We start from the raw sequence: 23,768 nt of genomic DNA, 5'->3' as shown, positions 1-23,768 counted from the left end.
TTCAGTTCACTTCCACCTGGGCGATTTTTAAATGTTCGATGATTTCCGCATTTTCCGGACGAAGGGCATAAGCCTGAAGAAGGTATTTTGCGGCATCTTTTTTTAAGCCAAGCTTGTAATAAACCCAGCCAACAGAATCAAGGCAGGCAGCCGACTGAGGCTCTTTGTCGAGCGCCTTTTTGCAATACGACAGGGCCTTTGCAAGATCTTTTTCCATGCAGGCAAGAACATAGCCCATTCCGTTAAGAGATGTAACGTTTTCAGGATCTATTTCAAGCGATTTTTTGTAATAATCGAGACATTTTTCAAATTCATTCTGCTGCCATGCGACATAGGCAAGAGAAGCGTAAACGTCCGCCGGCTTATAACCAGTTTCGAGAAGCTTATTCAATTCAAAATCTGCAAGACGTTTTTTTCCAATCAGCGCATAAATCACTGCCAAAAGATAGCGGCACTGCAAAACGCGCGGACTTTGAGTTTCTGAAGTTATAACCTGTTCAAGATACAAAAGGGCATCGTCATATCTTTCAAGTTTTGCATAGCAAAGACCAATGTAATATGCAAGTTCAATATTATCAATTCCAGAATTTTCAGGAAGAGAAATGAAAAATGTAAGAGCAGATGTATAATCGCCTTTTTTATAAAGCGAAATTCCCTCAAAAAGAGGCGATGAACTTTTTTCTGCCATAAATCAACCTCCCGCACCCATTAACCAGAATTACGATATTTTCCGGTTAAAAAACAAAATCAATCTTACGGTTCAAAGCCGGTTCAAAATCAACAGGTTCAGCGCAAATTCTCGTTATTGCAATGTTTCCCGACTCTACCGCCTCATATTCGTTCAATAGTTCAGGTCCTGTCGTCGTCAAAACTCCGCTTAAAAGAGTGCTTTTTAGCAAACCTTCTTCGATTTCTTCAAATTCTATTTTATCTTTATAATCTCTTGTACACAAGGAAGTCAAAAAAGCTGAATTGTATTTTTCCTGAGATTTTGCATTCACGCTCACAATACAGTCAGGCTCGTAAAGCGAAATCAATCTTTCAAGGTTGTTTTTTACAAATTCCGCCAATGCGCCGTATTCGTAACCGTCCTGAGCATATTCTCCGCTTTCAGCCTTAAGGCTTACGGCAATCCCTGGCAAACCGTACAAAACCGCCTGTCTTGCCGCCGCGACCGTTCCTGAATAAATGCAGTCGGTTCCCATGTTCGGGCCCTTGTTTATTCCTGACAAAACAGCATCAAATTCAACATTGTTAAAAAGATTTGAACGCAAGGCCGAAATTACGCAGTCAGCAGGATAACCTGAGCAAGACCATTCGTTTTCCGCAAACCTCTTAAAAGTCAGCGATTCGTGCATTACAATATGAGAAGAAACAGCAGATCTGTTGGAAGCTGGAGCCAGAACATAAACATTTGCGACTTTTTTTAAAGCCTCTGCAAGAATCTGAAGCCCTGGAGCAGAAATTCCATCGTCGTTTGTGAGCAATAAATTCAGTTTTTTTGAATTATTCAATTACCTGTACCCCGCCAGCAGGCCGGACTTCGTAGCAGGACGCCTTGAATCCAAAAATCCGCTCGTATTCGGCAAGAGTTTTTCTAAACGCCTGCTCGTCTGAACGGTTCATAATCGTGTAAGTCATGCGTCCAAAACCTTTGCCTGTAATTCTTCCGCACGAAACCGGATTTCTTGAATCCTGTGCATTTGGATTTATCTCCTGCAGCCTTTTTAAAATCCAGTCAATTTCCGGACAAGAAAGCTCATAGTCTTCGCGCATATTTTTATAACTGTGATTTACAGCCCTTGCAAAACCGCCGAATTCTCCTGCCATAAGAGACTTCTGGGCTTCGAGAACGTATCTGTGTTCACGCATAATGCACTGTAAACGTCTTCGGGTATCTTCCGGCACCACAGAAAGGACATCGTTTACTTCAGAAGGATTTTCCTCATAAACCCATCCTCCGTAAACATTTGACTTTCGTTCCTTTAATTCGCCGAGAAGAAGGACATTTTCCGGCTGCTGAATAGTTTCCTCATTCCAAATTTCCACTCTCGGAACCTTTGTATCAGTAAGAAGGATAACCTTGTCTTCAAAGTTGAACGGAACCAGATCCCAAGAACCTGTTGAGTAATCCGTAAGGACAAGTGAATTTTCTTTTGAATAAATCGCAGAAAAATAATCCGCCATGTAATTTTCAAGATTAAGGAAAATCTTGTTTCCACGCTCGATTACCTGCAAAAGCTGGGCATCCGAGCACTGAAGATTAAAAAGTTTTCTGATTGCATAGGCAGTTGCAACTTTTATCGCAGTCGTAATTCCACATCCGGCGGAAGGCAAAACCTGGGAATAAACCGTAAAATCTATTCCAGAAAGATCAAATCCACCTGAAATAAAACCGTAAACAATCGCTTTGAGGGCATTGGCCCAGCGGTCTTCTTTTCTGAATTTCAATGCGGTTAAAGTTCCACGCTTTCTGTCTTTTAACTGGGAAAAATAAAATCTGAGGGAAACGTCCTGTCGTTTAGAAACAGCGACAAAAACAGGCAGGTCAACTGCCATAGACAGAGTTTTATCCTTTGCAAACCACGTATGTTCGCCAATCAAATGAAATCGGCCGTTTGCAACAGCAATAACAGCTGGTTTTACCTGATATTCCTGCAAGTGCTCATTCCTGGTAAAATCTGCCTGTTCCATAGTGCCTCTCTACTTTTGGTGCAACGCTTAACTTTTTATTTACATTTTTAAATATGCTTGGATATTTTCAAAACCTTGCTAAAAAAAACTAATATTTATAAAATGATATTATAATGTTCTGTTTTTTACAAGTTTTTTTATCTTTTTTTTCTAGCGTACTGCTTTCGCTTGCAATTCCAAATGAATTATTTAAAATCGGGTGCCCGCTTTTTGCGCTTTTTGCACTCGCTCCTCTATATATAGCAATTTCACGTTCAAAAAGTTACAAAGAAGCATTCTGGCTTTCGTTTTTGCACGGAGGTCTTGTCCATTTATTTTCAAGCTTCTGGCTCAAAAATTTTCAGGGAATGGCGCTTTTTACGCTCGGAGCAAGCCTTCTGGGAACAGCTTTTATCGAAGGAATAATCGGCTGGTTTTTATTCTTTCCTTTTTCACAAAAAAACAGGGTTTTGCCGGGAATTTTTATTCTGATTAAGATTTTCTGGTTTACAGGAGTTTATGTCGTTTACGAATGGTGCAAATCAACAGGATTTTTGGCATATCCGTGGGGAACTCTTTCCATGACAGCACTTTCGTGGCCGTTTTTTATGCAAATCGCAGACATTGCAGGTCAATACGGAGTGACTTTTATTTTTGCCCTCTTTTCTTCGGTCGTTGCGCAGGGAATTCTTCTTGTAAACGAACATAAAAAAATCATCAACCTTAAAAGCTGCGTTTTTTCGTACACTCTCGCGGCAAAAACATTTTTTATTCTCTTCGGGCTTACAGTAATATACGGACTTTACCAATACAACAAACCAAGATTCCCGGTCAAACACATCAATACGGTAATGGTTCAGCAGGACATGGACACTTACCGCTCAAACGAAAAAGACGCAATTACGGTTTCTCAGTTTCTTACAGATGAGGGAATTAAAGAATTTTCTTCAAACCATAAAAAAACGGATTTAGTTGTCTGGAGCGAAGGAGTTCTAAACAGAAGATGGCCGGATTCATACGGATATTATCTGACACACCCGGAAGAAAAACCTCTTATCAGATACATAAAAGAAAAAAAAGTTCCGTTTATAATCGGCGGAGCGATGATTCTTGACCGGGAAAACCACAAATTTTCAAATGCGGCTCTTCTTTTTAACAAAAACGGTGAACTTGCAGGCGCATATTCAAAGCTTCATCTCGTTCCATTTGCAGAAGCAATTCCATTTGTTGAATACGAACCTGTCCGGAATTTCATAAAAAAAATCGCAGGCTTTTCATACGGATGGACTGCCGGAACAAAAAACACAGTTTTTGAAATACCTGTTTCTTCGCCAAAACAAAATCTTGACACGGAAATAATTTCCCTCGAAAAAAAACAGCCGGAAAAAACTACAGTTATCGTTTCCGCTCCAATCTGCTTTGACGACGCTTTTGGACACGTTTTCCGCGGACTTTTTTCTGCCGGAACCGAGCTTTTTATGAATATCACAAACGATTCGTGGTCAAAAACACAGTCAGCGGAATACCAGCATCTTGCGGTGGCAGCCTACAGGGCAATTGAATTCAGAACTACCCTCGCCCGATGCACAAATTCTGGAGTTACAACGGTAATTTCTCCGTCTGGAAAAGTCATTTCTTCGCTTCCGCTTTTTGAACCTGCGCACTTAAGCGTCTCAATCCCAGTTTACGGACGACAGGTTACAGCCGCTTCTCAGTTCGGAGACTGGCTTCCACATGTTCTCATAGTTCTAATTGCCGCTTTTTTATTTTTTTGCGTAAAATCAAAAAAATTCTATTGCCAGTCTAGATTTAGTGTTTTATGATGAATTAGTTATAAAAATAACACTATTGCTAGAGGGGATATTTTTTTATGCGCTGTCCTTACTGCGGAAGCCTAGACGATAAAGTCATTGAATCACGCACGATGGCAAACGGAGAATCGCTCCGCCGCCGCCGTGAATGTGTAAGCTGCGGATACAGATTTACAAGTTACGAAAGAATCGAAGAAAAACCATTTATGGTAATAAAAAGAGACGGACGCCGCCAGCCTTTTGACAGGACAAAACTCGAGAAAGGAATTGACCGCGCCCTCGAAAAACGCCCGGTTGCGACAAGCATGATAGAAAACATCATAAATGACATTGAAGACCGTGCAATAATCGCAGGAAAGGCAAACCGAGAAATTTCAACAGCTGAGCTGGGAGAATTCGTCCTTGAACGCCTGTACGACATAGACAAGGTTGCATATATCCGTTTTGCTTCCGTATACAAGCACTTTGAAAATCTCGAGGAATTTGTCACAGAAGTAAACAACCTTTCCAAGAAAAACCGGGAAAAGAAAAACAAAACAGAAACAACAGCAGAGGGAGAATAAGGTGGAATCTTTCAAAAAAACAAACAGCGACGATTTGTCAATTTTTCCGCAATGGAGAAGTTTTTTGGGTTCATCCAGCGATGAAGAAACAAAAGGCTTTTTAAAGCAGGTTGTAAAACGCAACGGCTCGATAGAAAAATACGACCGCTCAAAGATAGAATCAGCCGTAAACCGGGCAATTGAAGCTGTCACAAAAATTCCAGACACAGAAAAAGCAAAAGAACTTACAGACAAGGTTGAAGAAAACCTGAGAGTTCTTTTGGCAGGTCGTCGCGCACATTCAATTCCTGCAATCGAAGAAATTCAAGATATTGTCGAAAACGTACTGATAGAAGCAAAGGAGGTTGAAGTTGCAAAAGCTTACATTCTTTACCGTGCAAAACACGAAGCCATCCGCGACTCAAAATCTTTAATGCTCGACATAAACGCAACAATGGACGGCTACCTTGCACAGTCCGACTGGCGCGTAAAAGAAAACGCAAATGTGAATTTTTCACTTGGCGGTCTTATTCTTCACAACTCAGGAACAGTAACGGCAAACTACTGGTTAAAGAACATTTACACTCCAGAAATTGCAGAAGCCCACAAAAACTGCGCTTTTCATATTCACGACCTTTCGATGTTTTCCGGTTATTGCGCCGGATGGTCTTTAAGACAGCTTATTCAGGAAGGACTGGGGGGAGTTCCAGACAAAATCACCTCAAAACCAGCATCTCACCTTTCAACTTTGATAAACCAGATTGTAAATTTTTTGGGAATAATGCAAAACGAATGGGCTGGAGCTCAGGCACTTTCATCGTTCGATACATACCTTGCTCCTTTTGTAAAAGCAGACAATCTTGACTACAAAAGCGTAAAGCAGTGCATTCAAAGCTACATATTCGGAGTAAACACTCCAAGCCGCTGGGGATCCCAGGCACCATTTACAAACATAACGCTCGATTGGATCTGTCCAGACGACTTAAAGAATAAAAAAGCAATCGTAGGCGGAAAAGAACAGAATTTTAAATACGGCGACTGTCAAAAAGAAATGGACATGATAAACAAGGCATTTCTTGAGCTTCTTTTGGAAGGCGATGCTGTCGGCCGAGGATTTGCATACCCGATTCCAACATACAACATTACAAAAGATTTCAGCTGGGACAGCGAAAATGCAAAACTTCTGTTTGAAATAACAAGCGCATACGGAACACCTTACTTTCAAAATTTCATCAATTCGGATTTAAATCCAAATGATGTCCGCTCAATGTGCTGCCGGCTCAGACTCGATAAACGCGAATTAAGAAAACGAGGCGGCGGACTTTTCGGCTCAGACGAATTTACAGGCTCCCTCGGAGTTGTCACAATCAATCTTCCGCAAATCGGCTATCTTGCAAAAACAGAGGAAGAATTTTATGCCCGGCTCGACTACCTTATGGATCTGGCAAAACAAAGCCTGTGCATAAAGCGAAAGGTAATTCAAAAGCTTCTGGACAATGGACTTTTTCCATATACAAAGCGCTACCTAAAAACACTGGACAACCACTTTAACACAATCGGTCTGTGCGGCATGAACGAATGCTGTCTGAACTTTTTGGGCGTAAACATCACCGACAAAAAAGGCTATCAATTTGCCTGCGAAGTGCTCGACCATATGCGCTCAAAAATGCAGGATTATCAGGAAAAAACCGGCGAGCTATTCAACCTCGAGGCAACTCCTGCCGAAAGCACATCTTACCGTCTGGCACGGCATGACAAGACAAACTTTCCCGGCATAATCACAAGCGGAAAAGACGAGCCTTACTACACCAACAGTTCGCAGCTTCCAGTCGATTACACTTCGGACGTTTTTGAAGCCCTCGACCAGCAGGAAAAATTGCAGACAAAATACACAGGCGGAACAGTTTTCCATATGTTCCTTGGAGAACAGATAAAAGACTGGCGCGCCTGCCGTGATCTTGTAAAAAAAGTCTTTACAAATTACAGAATTCCGTATTTTACAATCAGCCCGACATATTCAATTTGTCCAGTTCACGGCTACATTGCCGGAGAACATTTTGAATGTCCAAAATGCAAGGCAGAAAAAGAAGCAGAATTAAGAAAAAAACTTGCAGAGCTTGAAGCTGAACGAAATTCACTTTTAAACAAAAAAAATTAGCATAAACATAAATGGGAGAAGATAAAAAATGACAGAGCAGACAAAAACAATCGAAGAACTCGACGCGCAGATTGAATCTTTAAAAGAAGAACTCAAAAACGTGCACGGAACAGAGACTGAAGTCTATGCAAGAATCGTAGGATATTACCGTGCCGTAAAAAACTGGAACAAAGGAAAGCGCGACGAATACAATCATCGAAAACTTTTTACAGTAGACGAAACTTTTTCAGGCCAGCCGGACTGCCAGCAGGAACTACAGGCTACGCTTTTTAACGAAACATCCAATTCAGAAAACAACATCAATTCAAAAAACGAAAGCGCAGGCACGGAAGAATCATCAGCGCCGGCAGACTATGAGTTTTTTATGAGAAAAACCTGTCCAAACTGCCCTCCGGTAAAAGCTTTTATGGAAGAACTAAATCTTACAGGAAAGTTAATCGATGTTGACACGGACGAAGGCCTGAGAATCGCAGCCGCAAAAGGCGTATTTTCCGCTCCAACAGTAATTTTCTATGACGAAAACGGAACAGAAATCGCGCGGGCACACAGCGTAGAAGACATAAAAACTTCAATTCCAGAAATGAATCTGGCACAGGCAGTCTGAGACAACAATCTTATTGCCTGACAGCAAAATAAATTGAACAGATTATATGAATGAAAAAATCGGTGCACTCGTAAAAACTTCTCTCGTTGATTTTCCAGGAACCGTGTGCGCCGCGGTTTTTCTAAAGCACTGCAACCTGCGCTGTCCGTACTGCTACAATGCGCAGCTAGTAACAGAAACTCAAGACGATACAGGTCTTTTTACCTTAGACGAAATTAAAAGCCACCTTGCAAAACGCAAAAACGTCCTCGACGGATTAGCAATTTCCGGAGGAGAAGCGCTTTTAAATCCTCACACAAAGGAACTCATCCTTTTTGCAAAAAAATTAAACTACAAGGTCAAGCTGGACACAAACGGAACACTGCCAGAACTTTTACAGCAAATTACAGAAAACCCGCAGACACGGCCGGATTTTATCGCAATGGACATAAAAACAAGCCCTCAAAAATATCGCGGGCTTTTAAATTCTTCTAACATTTCCGACAAAACTGATTATGAACAGGCCTTAAAAAAATCGATAAAAATATTAAAAGAATATCCTTCCGCCAGCCGAGAATTCCGAACGGTTTTAGTTCCGACACTCGTACAAAAAGAAGATATAGAAAATATCGCCGCCATTCTTCCAAAAGACGCCTCATGGCAGTTTGCACGTTTTTCCGCCGGAAACTGCCTTGAGCCTCTCTATAATGCGCTTCCATCTTATAGCGAATCTCAAATCTCAGAACTTATAAACTACGCAAAGACCTTTATTCCAAATTCCTGCCTGAGATAGTTTTATAAAAAGCAATTTTTTACTGAAAGACAATTATTTTTGATTTTTTTTCAAAAATTTTTGTATTTTTTTCATTTTAGTACTTGACCTTTTTTTTATGCTTTGGTATAGTTGAACAATCACTTGGGGGCATAGTCCAGCTGGTAGAACACCGGACTCATATTCCGTATGTCATAGGTTCAAGTCCTATTGCCCCTACTTTTTTCAAGGGCTAGTCAAATTGACTAGCCCTTGTTATTTTCAGCCATAATGTCTTAAAGGAGGCATGATAAAAATTACATCCTTGTAATTTTTATCATCACAGTTTGCTCAAGCGTTGCTTTCACAAACTGTGATTCTCGCCATCCGTGGCTCGCCGCTAACGCGGTGTTTTATTAAGGAGGCACAATAAAAATGGAAGCGGAAAAATTTGATTCGCCTTTTAAAGGACGTTCACTCTTAACCTGGGCAGACTATTCTCCTGAAGAAATTTTACAGTTTCTCGACTACGCAATCCTCGCAAAAAAGCAGGCGCACAATAAAGAAATTCACCAGAGATTTTTAGGAAAGACAATCGCCCTTATCTTTGAAAAACGCTCTACACGTACACGTTCATCTTTTGAAACTGCATTTGGCGAAGAAGGCGGCCATCCGGTATTCATGTCAACACAGGATATTCAGCTTGGCGGAAAAGAAAGCGTAAAAGACACCGCAAGAGTCCTCGGAAGAATGTTCAGCGCAATCGAATTCCGTGGCTTTAAGCAGGAACATGTACAGCAGCTTGCAGAATTTTCAGGAATTCCGGTAATCAACGGACTTACAGACGAATTCCATCCTACGCAGGCACTTGCCGATATTCTTACGCTTCAGGAAAATTTCGGAAAACTCAAGGGCTTGAAATGGGTTTTCTGCGGAGACGGACGCAATAACGTAGCCCGCTCGCTTATGATTATTTCTGCAAAACTGGGAATCGACTTTGCAATATTCGCTCCTAAAGAACTCTTTCCTCCAAAAGACATTCAGGATTTGTGCGCGCCGTTTGCAAAAGAAAGCGGAGCAAAAATTGAAATTTCAGATGATATTTCAGTTGTAAAAGGAGCAGATTGCCTTTATACTGACGTATGGGTTTCGATGGGTGAAGAAGCGCTCAAAGAAGAAAGAACCCGTTTGCTTAAACCGTATCAGGTAAACAAAGAGCTTATGGCCGCAACAGGTAAAGAAAATACAATTTTCATGCACTGTCTTCCAGCGGTCTTAGGTCAGGAAGTTACAGAAGAGGTTTTCGAAAGTTCCGCAAGCAAAGTATGGGACGAAGCAGAAAACCGCAAGCATACGATTAAGGCAATCATGCTGGCACTTATCTAGCCATAACCAGGAGATTCAAGATGAAAAAAACTCTCATTGTTGGACTTATTTCTGCAGTTCTTTCTGCTGGATTCATTTTTAACGCAACTGCACAGGAAAGCGCAGACAAAAAAGAACCTTCTTACAAAAAGGAATTTCATGAATCTGAAATGAGTTACAAAAATGTAACAGTTTACAGAGTCCTCGACCAGAAAGATGCTTACATCGTAATGTATGCAAAAGGTCATCGCGAAGTTGGCAATGTTGTAGTTCCAAAAAAATGGTACAAATCTTCACCAAGAAAACTCGCATTTCGCAAGCTTTCTACAGGAATGTCTCCTTATATGACAGTTCTCTACCGCAATGGAGAATTTGAACAGGTAATTCTTACAATGCCGATAAGCCGCGCAGATTCTGCCTGGGGAGTTGCAGACAGCAACGTTCAGGTAAATGCCGACAAAGATACATTCGACATAGTTTATTAAAACATCTCTAAAGATTCACATTTCTTTTTAGAGTCTCAAAAAGAAAAAGAGCCGTCCTTTCTACGATGGCTCTTTTTTTTGACAGGAAAATTTATGAAAATCATAACTGACAAACAAATCGATTCATTTAAATCATTTTTAAAATCGCACAATTTCTTTTTTATAATCGGACACAAAGAACCAGACGGAGACTGCATTTACAGCTGTCTTGCAATGGCCTGTATTCTAAAAAAGCTAAATCTTGAATACCAGCTTTTAAGCGCAGGTCCGTTCAAACGCAACGAAATAGCTTCAAAAGCACAATTTTTTACAGACACGCCTCAGTTTTTAACAGAACCGGAACGAAAAGAAACAGGGCTTATAATTCTTGACTGCTCAGAATTAAAAAGACTTGGAGATATTGACGGAGACTTGACAGGTCTGGACACTTTTATTATAGACCATCACCTCACTGCCGATGTATCTGACAACTGCATAATAGATTCCTCCTCTCCTGCCGCCTGCTGCCTTGTTCAGCAGATTTACGAAAAAGTAATCGGGCCTGTAGATTCAGAAGTTGCAAACTATCTTTTTATGGGACAGAGCACGGACACAGGATATTTTAAATTCCTTAATTCAGATTCAACAGAAGTATTTTTACAGACAGCAAGGCTCGTTCAGGCAGGCGTAAATCCTAGAAAAGTTTACGACCAGATAACTGGCGGACGCCCTTATTCAACACGTAAACTTCTCGGAGTTCTTTTAGGCAGAACAGAAAGAGTTTGCAACGACAAGCTTGCAATTACATACGAAACATTGGAAGACACAAAAAAATACGGCCAGGAAGGACGTGACAGCGACGCGCTTTATTCGCTTCTTCTTGCAACGACAGGAATCGAGGCTGTTGCCTTCTTGCGCCAAGATACGGAATTCAGCTGTACAGGAGGACTTCGCTCAAGAGACGACTGTGACGTAAGTGCAATTGCCTCTCATTTTGGTGGCGGCGGTCATAAAAATGCAGCTGGTTTTAGCATTCAGGGCAAGCTGGAAAACCTTATTCCTGAAATAAAAAAAGAATTTGCAAAAATTTTATAAAATTTCTCTGCAAGATTTTGCAAGAAAGTTGCAAGATTTCGCAAATTTTTGCATGATTTTGCAAGAAACCTGAAAGATTTTGCAAGAATTTGCATAATTTTGCAGGAAAGTTACAAGTTCTTGCAAGATTTTGCATGACTTTGCAAGAAAGCTGCAAGTTTTTGCAAGAAAATGAATTTTTTTGCAAGTTTTTTGGATGATTTTGCAAGAATCTGCAAGAAAACACGAAAATTCCATCATTTTTGGCATAAAAAAAATTGGCATAAAAATTGCTGTTTCCAAAACAGGAGGCAGCAAATGCAGCAAATTCAAATCACTCAGATTCCGCAGTTATTAAAAACAAAAAAAATTACGGAACAAACGGCCAGAAACTTCATCTGGGAAGAAATCTTTAACAATCCAAGAAAATATGGGCTTTGTACGCTTACAGAAGACCAGCTGAGCGAATTTTTACTCTTCGGATCTTCGGTTTTTATCCAATACGTAAAAAATTACACAAACAGCTCCATCAACTTTACAATTTTTCTAAGAGCGTGTATAAAGCACACTTACAAAAACTGGCTAAAAAGACAGATAAAAGCAAAAGCCGGCGAACAATGCCTGCAAGATCAGTCCATTTTTGACTTTGAATACAGGCAGGAAAAAATGAACGAAGACTACATCGAAAAAAATCATAGTTTTCAGACAAAACGAAATTTTTCAAAAACATTGGACAACATGAGCAAAAAGAAGCAGGAAATTCTTAAGGAATTTATTCACATCTGCGCCTGCAAAGCCTGCAACGAAATAGATCCTGCGATGCTCAAAAACATATCTGAATTTTTAAAAATGAACCATGAACATTTCTGCCGGGAAATTGAAGAACTAAAATTAAGGACAGCCTGTAAAAGATCAAAAAGAAATTTTATGCTTGAACGCAGAAACCGCGCATTTTTCTTTCATAAGAGAAGTCTTTTTGAACTTTCAAAAATCGATCCATCTTCATCTTATTACAACACGGTTTCGGAAAAATACGAAAACCAGACAAACAGCTGGAAAAATATCAACAGCCTTCTAAAACACAGGTTCGTCGTCTCTCCGACAGTTGCGGAAATTTCAAAGGTTACAGGAATAAAAAAGAGGCGAGTTTCGTTTTTTTTAACCCACCGTCAAAAAACACTCAATTTTATGCCATTTATCGAAAACGCCCAAAATTACAAAGAGCAAAACGGCAAAAACGACGATGAATAAAATAATCCGTTTGTTGTAACCACTTTTTTTTTGGAGTATATTTAGTTTATGAAATTATTTTTAGCTTCCGGTAACCGGCACAAACAGAAAGAAATGCAGGAAATTCTCTCTGATTGCGAAATTTTAATTCCTGCAGACGTTGGAATAGACTTTAATCCAGAAGAAACAGGCGCCACTTTTTACGAAAATTCCCTCATAAAAGCGCGTGCCCTTTACGAACTTGTCCATGAACCTGTAATTGCAGACGATTCAGGGCTCTGCGTAGAAAGCCTCGGAAACGCACCAGGAATCTACACTTCACGCTATGCGGGTCCAGAATTTATGCATGGCTATCCAGATGGTCACAAAATGCCGCAAAACGAGCAGAATGAAAACCTTATTCTTCAGCTTAACGCAACAGGCTCAAAAAACCGCAGATGTTTTTACGTATGTGCAATGGTTTTGCTCATAAACAGTGAACGTTTTTTTGTCGCCCAGGAAACCTTTGAAGGCGAACTCATCGACGACATAAAAAAACAGGCAGGAAACGGAGGTTTTGGATACGATCCTATAGTCTATCTTCCGCAATACAAAAAAACTGTCGCAGAAATTTCAGCAGAAGAAAAAAATAGAATTTCTCACCGCGGAAAAGCAGCACGTGCAATCTCTGACATCTTAAAAAATCTGAATAAACAAGTCTAAGACTCATTTTTTTATTGCATTTTGGCTTACACTACAATGCGCGGTCTGTCATAAAAAACTGGCAGACCGTGTTTTTTTTTGCACACAGTATAAATGACAATTTTATGCCGGAAAATTTTGCAGTCTGACTAAACGCAAAATCCGCACTTCCCCACTCAGCCATTTTTTTCAAAAAGTTCAAAAAAATTCAATTTTTTATTAAAGATATTTATTTCCAATGCCGATAAGAATAAAGACAAGTTATGGGTAGAAATGTTTCGATGAAACAACTGTCCAAACAAGTCAATGTAAAAGGAAATGGATGTGGCCTTGTAAATGCAGAAGTTTCCTTTTACAAACAGTCCAAAAAGGATTTTGGATTGACAATTTTCCATGGAGGAAAAAATTATGGTCATTAACCACAACATGTCAGCTCTGTATTCAAACAGACAGTTAGGAGTAACTAACCAGGGTCTTCAAAAAGACATGGAAAAGCTTTCATCAGGCGAAAGAATCAATCGCGCTGGTGATGACGCTTCTGGACTTGCAGTATCTGAAAAAATGCGCAGCCAGATCCGTGGATTGAACCAGGCTTCTCAGAACGCACAGAATGGTATCAGTTTCATTCAGGTTACAGAAGGTTATCTGCAGGAAACAACAGACATCATGCAGCGTATCCGCGAACTCGCAGTTCAGTCATCAAACGGTATCTACAGCGACGAAGACCGCATGCAGATCCAGGTTGAAGTTTCTCAGCTCGTTGCAGAAGTAGACCGCATTGCATCTACAGCACAGTTCAACGGTATGAACATGCTCACAGGACGTTTTGCACAGTCTACAGGTGAAAACACTGTTACAGGTTCTATGTGGTTCCACATTGGAGCAAACATGGATCAGCGTATGCAGGTATTCATCGGAACAATGACATCGGAAGCTCTCGGTATCCGCGAAATCGGTACTGAAACTCCAATGAGTTTGGCATCTCCTGATATGGCCAACCGCGCAATCGGAACTATCGACGAAGCTCTTAAAAAGATTAACAAGCAGCGCGCCGATCTCGGTGGTTACCAGAACCGCATGGAATATGCAGTTCGCGGACTTGATATTTCAGCCGAAAACATGCAGGCTTCTGAATCACGCATCCGTGACACAGACATGGCTTCGCAGATGGTTGAATTCACCAAGAACCAGGTACTCACACAGGCTGGAACAGCAATGCTTGCTCAGGCAAATTCACAATCACAGAATGTATTGTCTTTGCTTAGATAGTGCTGTATAGTAATTTGTCAGAAATCCATCTATGATTTTAAAATCATTTTTGAATTTCTGGCAAATTTTGCGGTGTTTTTGCTCTACTCTTTTTATTTTTCCACAAAAAAACACTAAAAATCTAACTTTAGAATTTGATTTAGCAGATTTTTTTGCTATAATCTTATTTATAGAGTTTGTCAGAACAAAAAATGTAATTTTATTGCAGTTTTGTCTGAAAACCGGGCATTTTTTTTAGGAATGCCACTGATCTTTGAAAACAGCTTTCCATGACATTGTGACAGTATGGACGGTTATTAGTATTTTTATTCAGAATACGAATAACAGTTCCTGCTGATGGGCTAAAATTGCAGAAGGGGGCGCAAAACCGACTGCAAACCGCACAATGGCAGGACTTACGGCATGAAGTCGTATGTTTTTTTTGCATGGAGGGCACAAATTATGGTTATTAATCACAATATGAGTTCGATGTACTCAAATCGTACACTGGGAGTTTCTAACGAACAGTTGCAGGCAAACATCGAAAAACTCAGTTCAGGTCAGCGTATTAACAAAGCTGGCGATGACGCTTCAGGACTTGCAGTATCTGAAAAGATGCGCAGTCAGATTCGTGGATTGAATCAGGCTAACAGAAACATTCAGAATGGTGTTTCTTTCATTCAGTCTACAGAAGGATATTTGCAGGAAACTACAGACATTCTTCAGAGAATTCGTGAACTCGCAGTTCAGTCATCAAACGGCATCTACAGCGATGAAGACCGTATGCAGATTCAGGTTGAAGTATCTCAGCTCGTTGCAGAAGTAGATCGTATCGCTTCTCAGGCTCAGTTCAACGGAATGAATACTCTTACAGGTGCATTCGCTTCAGATTCAGTATCAGGACGCGTTATGCAGTTCCAGATCGGTGCAAATGTTGACCAGAACGCTCGTGTATACATCGGCACTATGACAGCCGAAGCTCTTGGACTTAAAGGAGCTCAGGGATCTGATGAACAGATTGGAATCGATTCACCAGACAAGGCTAACATGGCAATCGCATCAATCGACAACGCGCTTTTGACAGTTTCAAAACAGCGTGCAGATCTCGGTGCATACCAGAACCGCTTTGAAATGGCTTCTAACGGTATTGGCGTAGCTGCTGAAAACCTTCAGGCTGCTGAATCACGCATCCGTGATACAGACATGGCTTCTGAAATGGTTGAGTATACAAAAAACCAGATTCTTTCACAGGCTGGTACAGCAATGCTCGCACAGGCAAACAGCCAGTCACAGAACGTACTTGCATTGCTCAGATAGCAAAATCGCTTTTATTATTTAAGAGATTCCTGGATGTTATCTTTTTTAGAATAAAAGCGTAAAGAAGAAGGGGTGCGCCCTCCTTCTTCTTTCATTTTTCAGGAGGAAAGCCCCATGACAATAAGTTCAATAGGGCAGCCGGCAATGGATGGCCGCATATTAGCAAACTCCGCAAATGCTTCTGCATCTAAAACTTCGCAACGACCGGAAGTAAAGATGCCTATGGCAGATGCTGCACAAGTGGTTCAAAATATTTCCGACAAAAATGCCCAATTACAGGAAGATGTCCGTCAATTACAAAAACTATCGGATGTTGTTTCGGGTAGAAAAGTACAATTTTCGGTAAACAAGGAACTAAATCAAGTCGTTGTTACCGTCGTTGACTCAAAAACTGATAAAGTCATAAAACAAATTCCTTCCGAAGACATTCAAAAGTTAAAAGTAAGAATACGGAAAGCAATCGGAGTATTGTTTGACGAAATGATTTAATTCATTTTCTTGCATTAACATAATTTACGGGATTACAACATGGCTGATATATCAATACCTGGAGTCAGTGACAAATATAAGACTAACGATTTTATTGAAGCATTGATAAAAAAGGAGCGGCTTCCGCTTACAAGGGAGCAGGAGTCGCTCGACAGGTACAAAGAACAGCAAAATGCCTGGAACGGAATGAGCCAGAAAATGACGGCTCTTCGCACAAATACAAAAACTCTTTACTCATTTGATAATCCTTTCAACAATAAAATTTCGACTTCGACTGACGAAAACGCAATCACAGCAACTCCCGGACGAGAAGCAGCCTACGGCCAAATTAAAATTGACGTTGTAAAACCAGCTACAGCAGACAGATTTCTTTCGGAAGAGCTAGACAAAGATTTTTCAATTCCAAAAGGAAAATACAGTTTTCAAGTTGCAGACAAAACGATTTCTTTTAACTGGAAAGGCGGAAAAGTTTCGGAATTTGTAAATTCTCTCAACAAACGCGGATCAAACACAATAAAAGCAAGCATTGTCGGAGTTTCAAACAACAAACAGTCGCTTTTACTTGAATCATTAAAAACTGGTGACGAAAATACTTTAATTTTTAAGGATGATGCGCTTTCATTCGCCCTGAAACACGGAATCATTGCAAAAACAAAGGCTGACTTTCAGGAAATCGGAACGTCTTTGGAAGATTTTTATTCACCTCAGGACGAATTTCCTGTTCCTGCGGTAGAACAGTCTGGGATGCCGGAAATTACAAGCAAAGAAGTTGAATGGGATTCGGAAGAAAACCGCTACATTCTCCCACCGCGATCCGGACTTGAACTTCAGCTTAATGACGAAATTCTTGAAAACCCGAACAATAGAATTGAATTCACTTATTCAACTTTTGAAACCCAGGATATAACCGACGAATTAAACCTTATCCGCACAACCCGGCCGGAACTTCAGGAAGCAGGCAAAGTTACTTACGAAGACGTGACTGTTTTTAACGACAAGACACAAGTTGAACTTCCGCCAGTGCCTCCTACCCTGCTTACGCCAATTACCGGCGAAACAGATTTTTATGCACGCACTGCCGACGGAAAGGAAACTCAGATTAAAACCGCAAGCCTTGCTGTTGACGAAGAAACCGGCGAAAAAACAGTTCAGGTTGATTTAAAAAATTATCCGGACATTCAGAGCATTGTTATACGAAACAGAAATACGGGAGAAGCGGCTGCTGTTTCAAAATTTACAGTTTATGACTCTAAAAAAGATTTGGGTTACGAAGCTGTGCATCCGGTTTCAACTGCCGGAGATGCAATAATCAAGTACGAAGGAATTACGGTAAACCGTCCGACAAACAAAATAGACGATGTAATTCCTCATGTAACGCTGAATGTATTTAATTCAACTGAAAAAACCGCAACAATCGACATAAAACCGGACAAAGAATCTGCAAAAGACGCTCTAATTCAATTTGTAGGAACTTACAATCAGGTTTTGGCAGAAATGAACATTTTGAGCGAAAACAAGCCGGAAATTATTTCTGAACTAGATTATCTTTCGAGCGATGAACAGGAAAGCGCTCAAAAAAGGCTCGGAATGTTTTTTGGAGACAGCTCCCTGCGTTCCGGAAAAAGTTCCCTGCAGTCAATAGTCTCGGGAAGCTACCGCTGGTCAGAAAATGCGACAATCACAATGCTCAATCAGCTTGGAATTTCGACAAGGGCAACAGGTTCTTCAGGAGGATATTCTGCAAGCCAGCTCCGCGGTTACCTTGAAATAAACGAAAAACAGCTGGACAAGGCTCTGGAAAACGACCTCGATCAGATAAAAAATATTTTTGGATACGATTCTGACGGCGATTTAATCGTTGATACGGGAATTGCATATCAACTCGACAGGCAGCTCGGTTCCTGGGTTCAAAGCGGCGGAATAATCGCAAATAAAAACGCAACTCTCAAAACAAGGATTAAATCTTCCGAAACAAAAATTGCAACCCTTGAACGGCAGATAGACAACAAAGAAGCGCAATTGAGGTCAAAATACGGACAGATGGAAGGAACCTTAAACAGTCTGAACGCACAGTCAAATACAATCTCAAACTTTGCAAACAATGGAAAACAATAGTAAAATATAACTAAGCTAAAATCTGAATTTTTACAACTTACAGGAACAGGAATATTTTATGGAATTTTATGTAAACGGCACAAAAATTGATGTTGAGCTCGAAAATGAAAAAACAATCGGAGATGTCCTCAGAGGTTTTGAAGAAGAATGCGCAAAATCAAACGCAACGACCGTAAGCATCATAGTTGACGGAAAAAATATCAGCGCAGAAGATTTTGACAAAACTGCCGAAAAACCATTGTGTCCGGACACAAAAATTGAACTTGGAATTATAAGCCAGGAAGCAATCGAAAATTCATTTAACGAAGAAAAAGAAAGCTGCCGCAAACTTTCAGAAGAATTAAAACAAATTCCGGTAAAATTTCAGGCAGGAAAAGATAATGAGGCAAATTCAATAATCACTTCGCTTGCCGATTTAATCGACAACATATGCCACACAGCAAGTCTTTCCGCCTTGTTTCCTCAGAAATTTGGAAAAATAAAAATCGAAGGCAAAACTTTTGTCGAATTTTTCGCAGATTTGTCTCCGGTTCTAAAGGACTTTGAACAGGCTATTGAATCAAAAGACACAGTCCTTTTGGGCGATTTGGCAGAATACGAAATCAGCCCTCGACTCGACAGCCTGGCAGACGCTCTGGAGGCATAAATGAATTCTGGATCACCGATTGCAGCAAGGCTTTCCATAAATGTTCTTTCCGTTCTGCTCGTTGTTCTTATTGTTGCAGCAATACTTGTAATTCTCTGGGGCATCTCAAAAATTCTTGAAAAATATAAAATTTCCGATTCATACGCAGAAAAAAACAAAGACCGCCCTACTTCCAAAAAAAGTATAAATGAAATTTCAAAACGCGCAAAACTTTCGGCTGACGAAAAAGAGCTTTTCTCTAAAATCTGCGCTGAGCATCCGCTTCCAAATATAAATTACATTCTCAACAAAACAAATACATTTAATTCATACTTAAAAACCGAATTCAATTCATTAAAAAATACAGAAGACGAAAATGCAAAATCGGTTCTCTTTTCGCTCAGGGCAAAACTAGTAAAAACGTTTGAAACTTCCGCCGTCATAAAAACTTCGCGCGTAATTCCAATCGGAACAAGTTTTAATTACACTCCTTCTCAGGGAATTCACTTTTTGACAGTTCTTGTCGATACAAATCAGTCCGAACTTCATTTTCAACTTCCGGAAGATCTTCCTGCCCAGGACAGACCGGCGATCCTTTCTAAAATAAAATTGATTTTTGTGTACAAGGATTCAATGCCTTACGAAATAGAAGTCCGGGTTGTGCGCTATCAAAAGGGAAAAAAAGACACAGACCTTCTTGTCTGCACCCACAGCGATAAGATTTATTCCAGAACAAAACGCGCTTTTCCGCGAATTGACCTTTTTCAAGATTGTAAATTTTCTTCTGTAAAGCCAGAAATTGAAGGTGACAAAACAGAATATAAGGCAAGCGAAAAAATACACGAAGGACAACTTTTAGATATTTCTGCCGGAGGATGCAGGATAACAACAAAACTTGCCATCAAGGCAGAACAATATTTAAAAGTAACAGCTCCTCTTGACGGAAAAACAGAAGACAGCGCGATAGGCTTTATAATCCGAACCACAAAAACAAAAAATGACGAATACATTCTTCACATAAAATTTGTAAAAATCGAAAAAAATATCGTAAACAGAATAAATGCTCTCGCCTGCGGTTATGAAACATTTTAAAATGCAAAAAAAAATTCATAAGATTTTTTAATAACAATACTGTTATTGACGGTAAAATTAGATTGGATTATTCTATAAAGACATGAAAGTTTTAGAAATCAGTTCTATTGGCGTTGAAGATAATTTGATTTATTACCGCCGAAATTATACAGCAATTGCAAAAATCGATTTTCTCTCAAAGCAGGAAGATGTACAGATTTCTTTTACAATAGAAGTTGATCCGTTCGGACGAAAAACAATCACGCTAAATTATCCGTACGGCACAAATTTTGATTATCCAGTTTTGCCTGTGACAAAATCGATAAAAGAAAAAATTCTTTCAATGGACAGCGAAGGATTATTGCCAATATGACTTTTTATACAGATTCAGCAGAGCAGACAATTGAATTTGGGAAAAAAATAGGTTCTAAATTAAAAAAAGGCGATATTCTTGCAATGCAGGGAACTCTTGCGGCAGGAAAAACAACAATCACAAAGGGAATTGCTCTCGCTCTCGGAGTTGAAGATACTATTACAAGCCCGACATTCTGCCTCATAAGCGAATACGAAGGAAAAATTCCTCTTTACCACATGGACGTTTACCGCCTTAACGGAACTGACGATTTTATAAATCTTGGCGCAGAAGAATTGATCTACGGAAACGGCGTAAGCATAATCGAATGGTCAGAAAAAATCATGGATTCGCTTCCCAAAAAAACAATAATAATCCGGCTTGAACCGCAGGAAAGCGCCGACGGCTGCCGAAGAAAAATTACGCTCGAAAACTGGCCTTACGGCGACTTTTAATGAGGAAAAAATGAAAGCTTTAGCAATAGACAGCGCGTCTGGCTGCATGACAGTCAGCGCAAAAAATGATGATATTACGACTTCACTGTCGCTGGATATAGGACCAAAACAAAGCCAGGAACTCCTGCCTGCCATTGATTTTGTCTTAAAAAAAGTTGATTTAAAACCAGAAGAACTCGATTACATGGTTTTATGCAAAGGTCCGGGAACTTTTACAGGTTTGAGGCTTGCATTCGCCGCTTTAAAATCAATCGAACTTGCGTTTAACAAGCCTGTCTATGGAGTTTCCACACTCGAATGTTACGCTTCGCCGTTTGAAAATTTTGAGGGGCTTGTAATTTCGACAGTCGATGCAAAAAAAGACCAGTTTTTTGCAGGAATTTACGAAAACAAAAAGACAATTCTTGAGCCGGAAGACACGACGATAGAAAAAGTAATTTCCGTAATCGACAAAACAAAAAAAATTCTCTGCGTCGGACCGGATGCAAAACTCTTTGCAGAAGAACTCAAACAAAACAGCCCGTCTCTGGACGTTATTTATTTTGACGCGCAAATAAACACCTGCATAAATCTTTTCAATATTGCCGAAAAAATGATTGAAGAAAAAAAAGAGCCCCTCAAGGATTTTGAAGGGCCTGAATACCTTCGCAAAAGCGAAGCAGAAATCGCCTTGGAAAACAAGTAGTTTTTTTAGCTGATTTTTTATTTTTAAGCTGGGAATAGTTTTTCAAAAAAAATTATTTTCCGCCTAAAAATTTTGAAAGCGCTTCGAGAGTCTGCGAATTTGCGGCGGCTTCCCTGTTTTCTGTCTGGATTGCATTAAAAACTTCCTGACGGAAAACCTTTACGTTTTTTGGCGCTTCAACCCCGATTTTAACCTGATCTCCGCGGACTTCAATCAAAGTGATTGTAATATTGTCGCCAATTTTTATTTTTTCATCTACTTTTCTTGATAATATCAGCATTACTTTTTTTCCTTATCGTTTAAAGTTTTGATGATATTATGCTTTGTGGTCCATTTTGAATCAGAAAGTATAACCTGAAGAGCTGTCCGGTTTTTGCGGTTTATAACAATCGGTCCCTGAAGGTTTGCAGTCACGGCGCTTCCGTCTGCCGGAACTGTAATTATTGCGAACAAAATCACATCGCCCGGAGAATCAATGCCGATTTCACAGAGAGTCCTGTCGTCAATATCGAGTTCATAATCATTTACAATCAAAAACGGATCTACGATTATAAAGGCAAGGTTCTGTTCGTCGAGCGACTGAAGCCAGTAAAAAGGTTTGTATTCCGCCTCTATAATCGCGTATTTATGATATTCTTCAAAACCATAAAGACCGTTTGGAAAACTGACGATTTGACTTTCATCAACATTGACAGTTCCCATTGTTTTTGTTTTTACTTCCATTGCTAAAAATTTTCCTCCCAATTATTTTTAATTTCATTCAATTTTTATCTCAAAACTAAAACTTTACTTCATGTAGTTTAAGAGAGAAGAACTGTACATTTTTCCGGCATTGCTTAAAGTTGCCTGCTGAGTATATTCAAGCATTTTCTGATCGGTAATGGCCTGTGTTATGTCAAGATCGCCTTCCCTAGAAATTTGAGAAGTTACATTCAGAGCTGTCGCAGAATTCCGCACAATGTCGTTTTGAAGCCTTTCATATTCACTTCCGGACTTTGCAACGCGGGTGGTAAGATTGTTGATTCCAGAGTCAATGCTTGCAAGAACGCGGGTTCCGATTGTATCTCCATCGCCTTTCAAAAGGGAATTTCTGAGCAAAATCACGCTGTCAAAAAGAGAACCGCCGGAAACACGCACATTATCCGCCATATTGTAAGGAGGTTTTTGACTTGAATCTTTAATTATTCCGAGGTCATTTAAAACTGTTCCAGAAACATCTTCCAGCCACAGTTGATGAGAATCCGTCGTCGTAAGGTTCAATCCGTTTGTAACAGGATCGACTGCAGCCTTTACAGCAGCTCCAGAACTGTTGATTTTTGCAACAAGAGAATATACTGTATCTCCGCTTTCCATCTGAATTTTTTGACCGTCGACATTTATTACGCCGCTTTCCTTTGCCTGCCACGAAGAAAGGTCACGTCCGCTGAACAGGCGCTGAGGTTCCGCCCAAAATGTCTTTGAACCAATATTGTCCACAGTAACATATTTGTTTTCATCAACTTCAACCTTATTCTTATCAATCGTTCCGTTATAGCGAACAGAAGAAATCAAAGGCTGAACCGCACCGTCAACATGACCTAAATCAACTTCAAAAGCAGGAGCATTTGTGTTTGTGCCTGCAAAAATTGAATTTCCGTCAGGACCAGTGGCATTCGCGTTTTGAACAAGTTCCTGCAAAAGCTCATCAACTTCAACAGCCATATTCCGCAAATCGTCCTGACTATAAATTCCGTTTGCTCCAGTAACTGCCAGTTCACGCACACGCTGCATAATATCAAGAGAATTTTGCATATAACCTTCGCGATACACAAACTGGTCGCTTAAAATCTGTCCGTTTTTTTCAAAATTGTTTACGCGGTTAAGATAAGACTGATATTTTACAAGATGGCCGGCAGCAACCGGATCGTCGCGCAAAGACTGAATTTTCTGCTGGCTTCCAATCTGGTTGTTTATTTTATTTAAACGGCGTTCCTGAATGCGAAGATTGTTCTGAGTATTGTTGTTATTCATCTGACTGCTGATTCTTCTCATAGCCTTATTTCTCCCATAAAAAGCAAGATTAAAACTTCAGTTTTAGAA

Annotated in this window: 26 protein-coding genes and 1 tRNA gene; 21 read left to right on the top strand and 6 right to left on the bottom strand. The window is 40.1% G+C overall.

Going from position 1 to position 23,768, the window contains the following annotated elements:
- Position 1: 1 nt before the first annotated feature.
- The 3 genes from B5D47_RS00505 to B5D47_RS00495 are packed head-to-tail and all read right to left on the bottom strand — an operon-like array spanning position 2 to position 2,694.
- On the bottom strand, positions 2-688 hold the full coding sequence (locus tag B5D47_RS00505; RefSeq protein WP_078929773.1) for a tetratricopeptide repeat protein: 687 nt from the start codon (positions 686-688) through the stop codon (positions 2-4).
- 46 nt (positions 689-734) lie between these two features.
- A complete protein-coding gene (surE, locus tag B5D47_RS00500; RefSeq protein ID WP_078929771.1) occupies positions 735-1,514 on the bottom strand; it encodes a 5'/3'-nucleotidase SurE in 780 nt (259 codons plus the stop codon).
- Positions 1,507-2,694, bottom strand: a complete 1,188-nt coding sequence (locus tag B5D47_RS00495; RefSeq protein WP_078929769.1) for a galactokinase — start codon at positions 2,692-2,694, stop codon at positions 1,507-1,509. The genes surE and B5D47_RS00495 overlap by 8 nt, the downstream gene beginning before the upstream one ends.
- A 113-nt stretch (positions 2,695-2,807) precedes the next feature.
- Here B5D47_RS00495 and lnt point away from each other — a divergent pair, with 113 nt between their 5' ends.
- The 21 genes from lnt to tsaB all read left to right on the top strand — a co-directional run bounded on the left by lnt (position 2,808) and on the right by tsaB (position 21,689).
- Positions 2,808-4,496 carry an apolipoprotein N-acyltransferase gene (gene lnt / locus B5D47_RS00490; protein ID WP_078929767.1) on the top strand — a complete coding sequence of 563 codons (1,689 nt, stop codon included), beginning with the start codon at positions 2,808-2,810 and terminating at the stop codon, positions 4,494-4,496.
- 47 nt (positions 4,497-4,543) lie between these two features.
- Entirely contained in the window at positions 4,544-5,047 is a 504-nt protein-coding gene (nrdR, locus tag B5D47_RS00485) for a transcriptional regulator NrdR (RefSeq protein ID WP_078929765.1), read from the top strand.
- A 1-nt stretch (position 5,048) separates the two neighbouring features.
- Positions 5,049-7,184 carry a ribonucleoside triphosphate reductase gene (locus B5D47_RS00480; protein WP_078929764.1) on the top strand — a complete coding sequence of 712 codons (2,136 nt, stop codon included), beginning with the start codon at positions 5,049-5,051 and terminating at the stop codon, positions 7,182-7,184.
- Positions 7,185-7,212: 28 nt separating this feature from the next.
- Positions 7,213-7,788, top strand: a complete 576-nt coding sequence (gene nrdD / locus B5D47_RS00475; protein ID WP_078929762.1) for an anaerobic ribonucleoside-triphosphate reductase — start codon at positions 7,213-7,215, stop codon at positions 7,786-7,788.
- Between the two features lie 46 nt (positions 7,789-7,834).
- A complete protein-coding gene (locus B5D47_RS00470) occupies positions 7,835-8,560 on the top strand; it encodes an anaerobic ribonucleoside-triphosphate reductase activating protein (protein WP_078929761.1) in 726 nt (241 codons plus the stop codon).
- 125 nt (positions 8,561-8,685) lie between these two features.
- A tRNA-Met gene (locus tag B5D47_RS00465) sits at positions 8,686-8,758 on the top strand.
- A gap of 195 nt (positions 8,759-8,953) precedes the next feature.
- Entirely contained in the window at positions 8,954-9,904 is a 951-nt protein-coding gene (gene argF / locus B5D47_RS00460) for an ornithine carbamoyltransferase (RefSeq protein ID WP_078929759.1), read from the top strand.
- Positions 9,905-9,924: 20 nt separating this feature from the next.
- On the top strand, positions 9,925-10,368 hold the full coding sequence (locus B5D47_RS00455; protein WP_078929757.1) for a hypothetical protein: 444 nt from the start codon (positions 9,925-9,927) through the stop codon (positions 10,366-10,368).
- Positions 10,369-10,461: 93 nt separating this feature from the next.
- The gene (locus B5D47_RS00450; protein WP_078929756.1) at positions 10,462-11,442 is read left to right on the top strand and encodes a DHH family phosphoesterase; all 981 of its coding nucleotides are present in this window, start codon (positions 10,462-10,464) and stop codon (positions 11,440-11,442) included.
- A 297-nt stretch (positions 11,443-11,739) separates the two neighbouring features.
- Complete coding sequence (locus tag B5D47_RS00440; RefSeq protein WP_078929752.1) at positions 11,740-12,672, top strand: hypothetical protein; 933 nt, start codon at positions 11,740-11,742, stop codon at positions 12,670-12,672.
- 48 nt (positions 12,673-12,720) lie between these two features.
- Positions 12,721-13,353 carry an RdgB/HAM1 family non-canonical purine NTP pyrophosphatase gene (gene rdgB, locus B5D47_RS00435; protein ID WP_078929751.1) on the top strand — a complete coding sequence of 211 codons (633 nt, stop codon included), beginning with the start codon at positions 12,721-12,723 and terminating at the stop codon, positions 13,351-13,353.
- 242 nt (positions 13,354-13,595) lie between these two features.
- Positions 13,596-13,751, top strand: a complete 156-nt coding sequence (locus tag B5D47_RS11380; RefSeq protein ID WP_159443454.1) for a hypothetical protein — start codon at positions 13,596-13,598, stop codon at positions 13,749-13,751.
- Positions 13,741-14,601 (top strand): flagellin N-terminal helical domain-containing protein, encoded by an 861-nt coding sequence (locus B5D47_RS00430; protein ID WP_078929749.1) that lies wholly within the window; start codon positions 13,741-13,743, stop codon positions 14,599-14,601. The genes B5D47_RS11380 and B5D47_RS00430 overlap by 11 nt, the downstream gene beginning before the upstream one ends.
- Positions 14,602-15,042: 441 nt before the next feature.
- Complete coding sequence (locus B5D47_RS00420; RefSeq protein ID WP_078930129.1) at positions 15,043-15,897, top strand: flagellin N-terminal helical domain-containing protein; 855 nt, start codon at positions 15,043-15,045, stop codon at positions 15,895-15,897.
- A 114-nt stretch (positions 15,898-16,011) separates the two neighbouring features.
- Complete coding sequence (locus B5D47_RS00415; protein WP_078929745.1) at positions 16,012-16,386, top strand: flagellar protein FlaG; 375 nt, start codon at positions 16,012-16,014, stop codon at positions 16,384-16,386.
- A 39-nt stretch (positions 16,387-16,425) separates the two neighbouring features.
- Positions 16,426-18,501, top strand: a complete 2,076-nt coding sequence (fliD, locus tag B5D47_RS00410) for a flagellar filament capping protein FliD (protein WP_078929744.1) — start codon at positions 16,426-16,428, stop codon at positions 18,499-18,501.
- A 58-nt stretch (positions 18,502-18,559) separates the two neighbouring features.
- Positions 18,560-19,147 (top strand): hypothetical protein, encoded by a 588-nt coding sequence (locus tag B5D47_RS00405; RefSeq protein WP_078929743.1) that lies wholly within the window; start codon positions 18,560-18,562, stop codon positions 19,145-19,147.
- Positions 19,148-20,218, top strand: a complete 1,071-nt coding sequence (locus tag B5D47_RS00400; RefSeq protein ID WP_078929742.1) for a PilZ domain-containing protein — start codon at positions 19,148-19,150, stop codon at positions 20,216-20,218.
- Positions 20,219-20,300: 82 nt separating this feature from the next.
- Entirely contained in the window at positions 20,301-20,570 is a 270-nt protein-coding gene (locus tag B5D47_RS00395) for a hypothetical protein (protein ID WP_078929741.1), read from the top strand.
- Entirely contained in the window at positions 20,567-21,004 is a 438-nt protein-coding gene (gene tsaE, locus B5D47_RS00390; RefSeq protein ID WP_078929740.1) for a tRNA (adenosine(37)-N6)-threonylcarbamoyltransferase complex ATPase subunit type 1 TsaE, read from the top strand. The genes B5D47_RS00395 and tsaE overlap by 4 nt, the downstream gene beginning before the upstream one ends.
- Before the next feature lie 10 nt (positions 21,005-21,014).
- Positions 21,015-21,689, top strand: a complete 675-nt coding sequence (gene tsaB, locus B5D47_RS00385; RefSeq protein WP_078929739.1) for a tRNA (adenosine(37)-N6)-threonylcarbamoyltransferase complex dimerization subunit type 1 TsaB — start codon at positions 21,015-21,017, stop codon at positions 21,687-21,689.
- Positions 21,690-21,741: 52 nt separating this feature from the next.
- Here tsaB and csrA read toward each other — a convergent pair whose 3' ends face one another.
- The 3 genes from csrA to B5D47_RS00370 all read right to left on the bottom strand — a co-directional run bounded on the left by csrA (position 21,742) and on the right by B5D47_RS00370 (position 23,720).
- On the bottom strand, positions 21,742-21,969 hold the full coding sequence (gene csrA, locus B5D47_RS00380; RefSeq protein ID WP_078929738.1) for a carbon storage regulator CsrA: 228 nt from the start codon (positions 21,967-21,969) through the stop codon (positions 21,742-21,744).
- Entirely contained in the window at positions 21,969-22,412 is a 444-nt protein-coding gene (gene fliW / locus B5D47_RS00375; protein WP_078929737.1) for a flagellar assembly protein FliW, read from the bottom strand. Before fliW ends, csrA begins: the two co-directional genes overlap by 1 nt.
- 63 nt (positions 22,413-22,475) lie before the next feature.
- Positions 22,476-23,720, bottom strand: a complete 1,245-nt coding sequence (locus B5D47_RS00370) for a flagellar hook-associated protein 3 (protein ID WP_078929736.1) — start codon at positions 23,718-23,720, stop codon at positions 22,476-22,478.
- Between the last annotated feature and the right edge of the window lie 48 nt (positions 23,721-23,768).

The sequence above is a fragment of the Treponema berlinense genome (genome assembly GCF_900167025.1).
In the GTDB taxonomy this organism is placed as follows: Bacteria; Spirochaetota; Spirochaetia; order Treponematales; family Treponemataceae; genus Treponema_D; species Treponema_D berlinense.
Note: the sequence above shows the minus strand (reverse complement) of the source record. Positions and strands in the feature narration are given on the sequence as shown.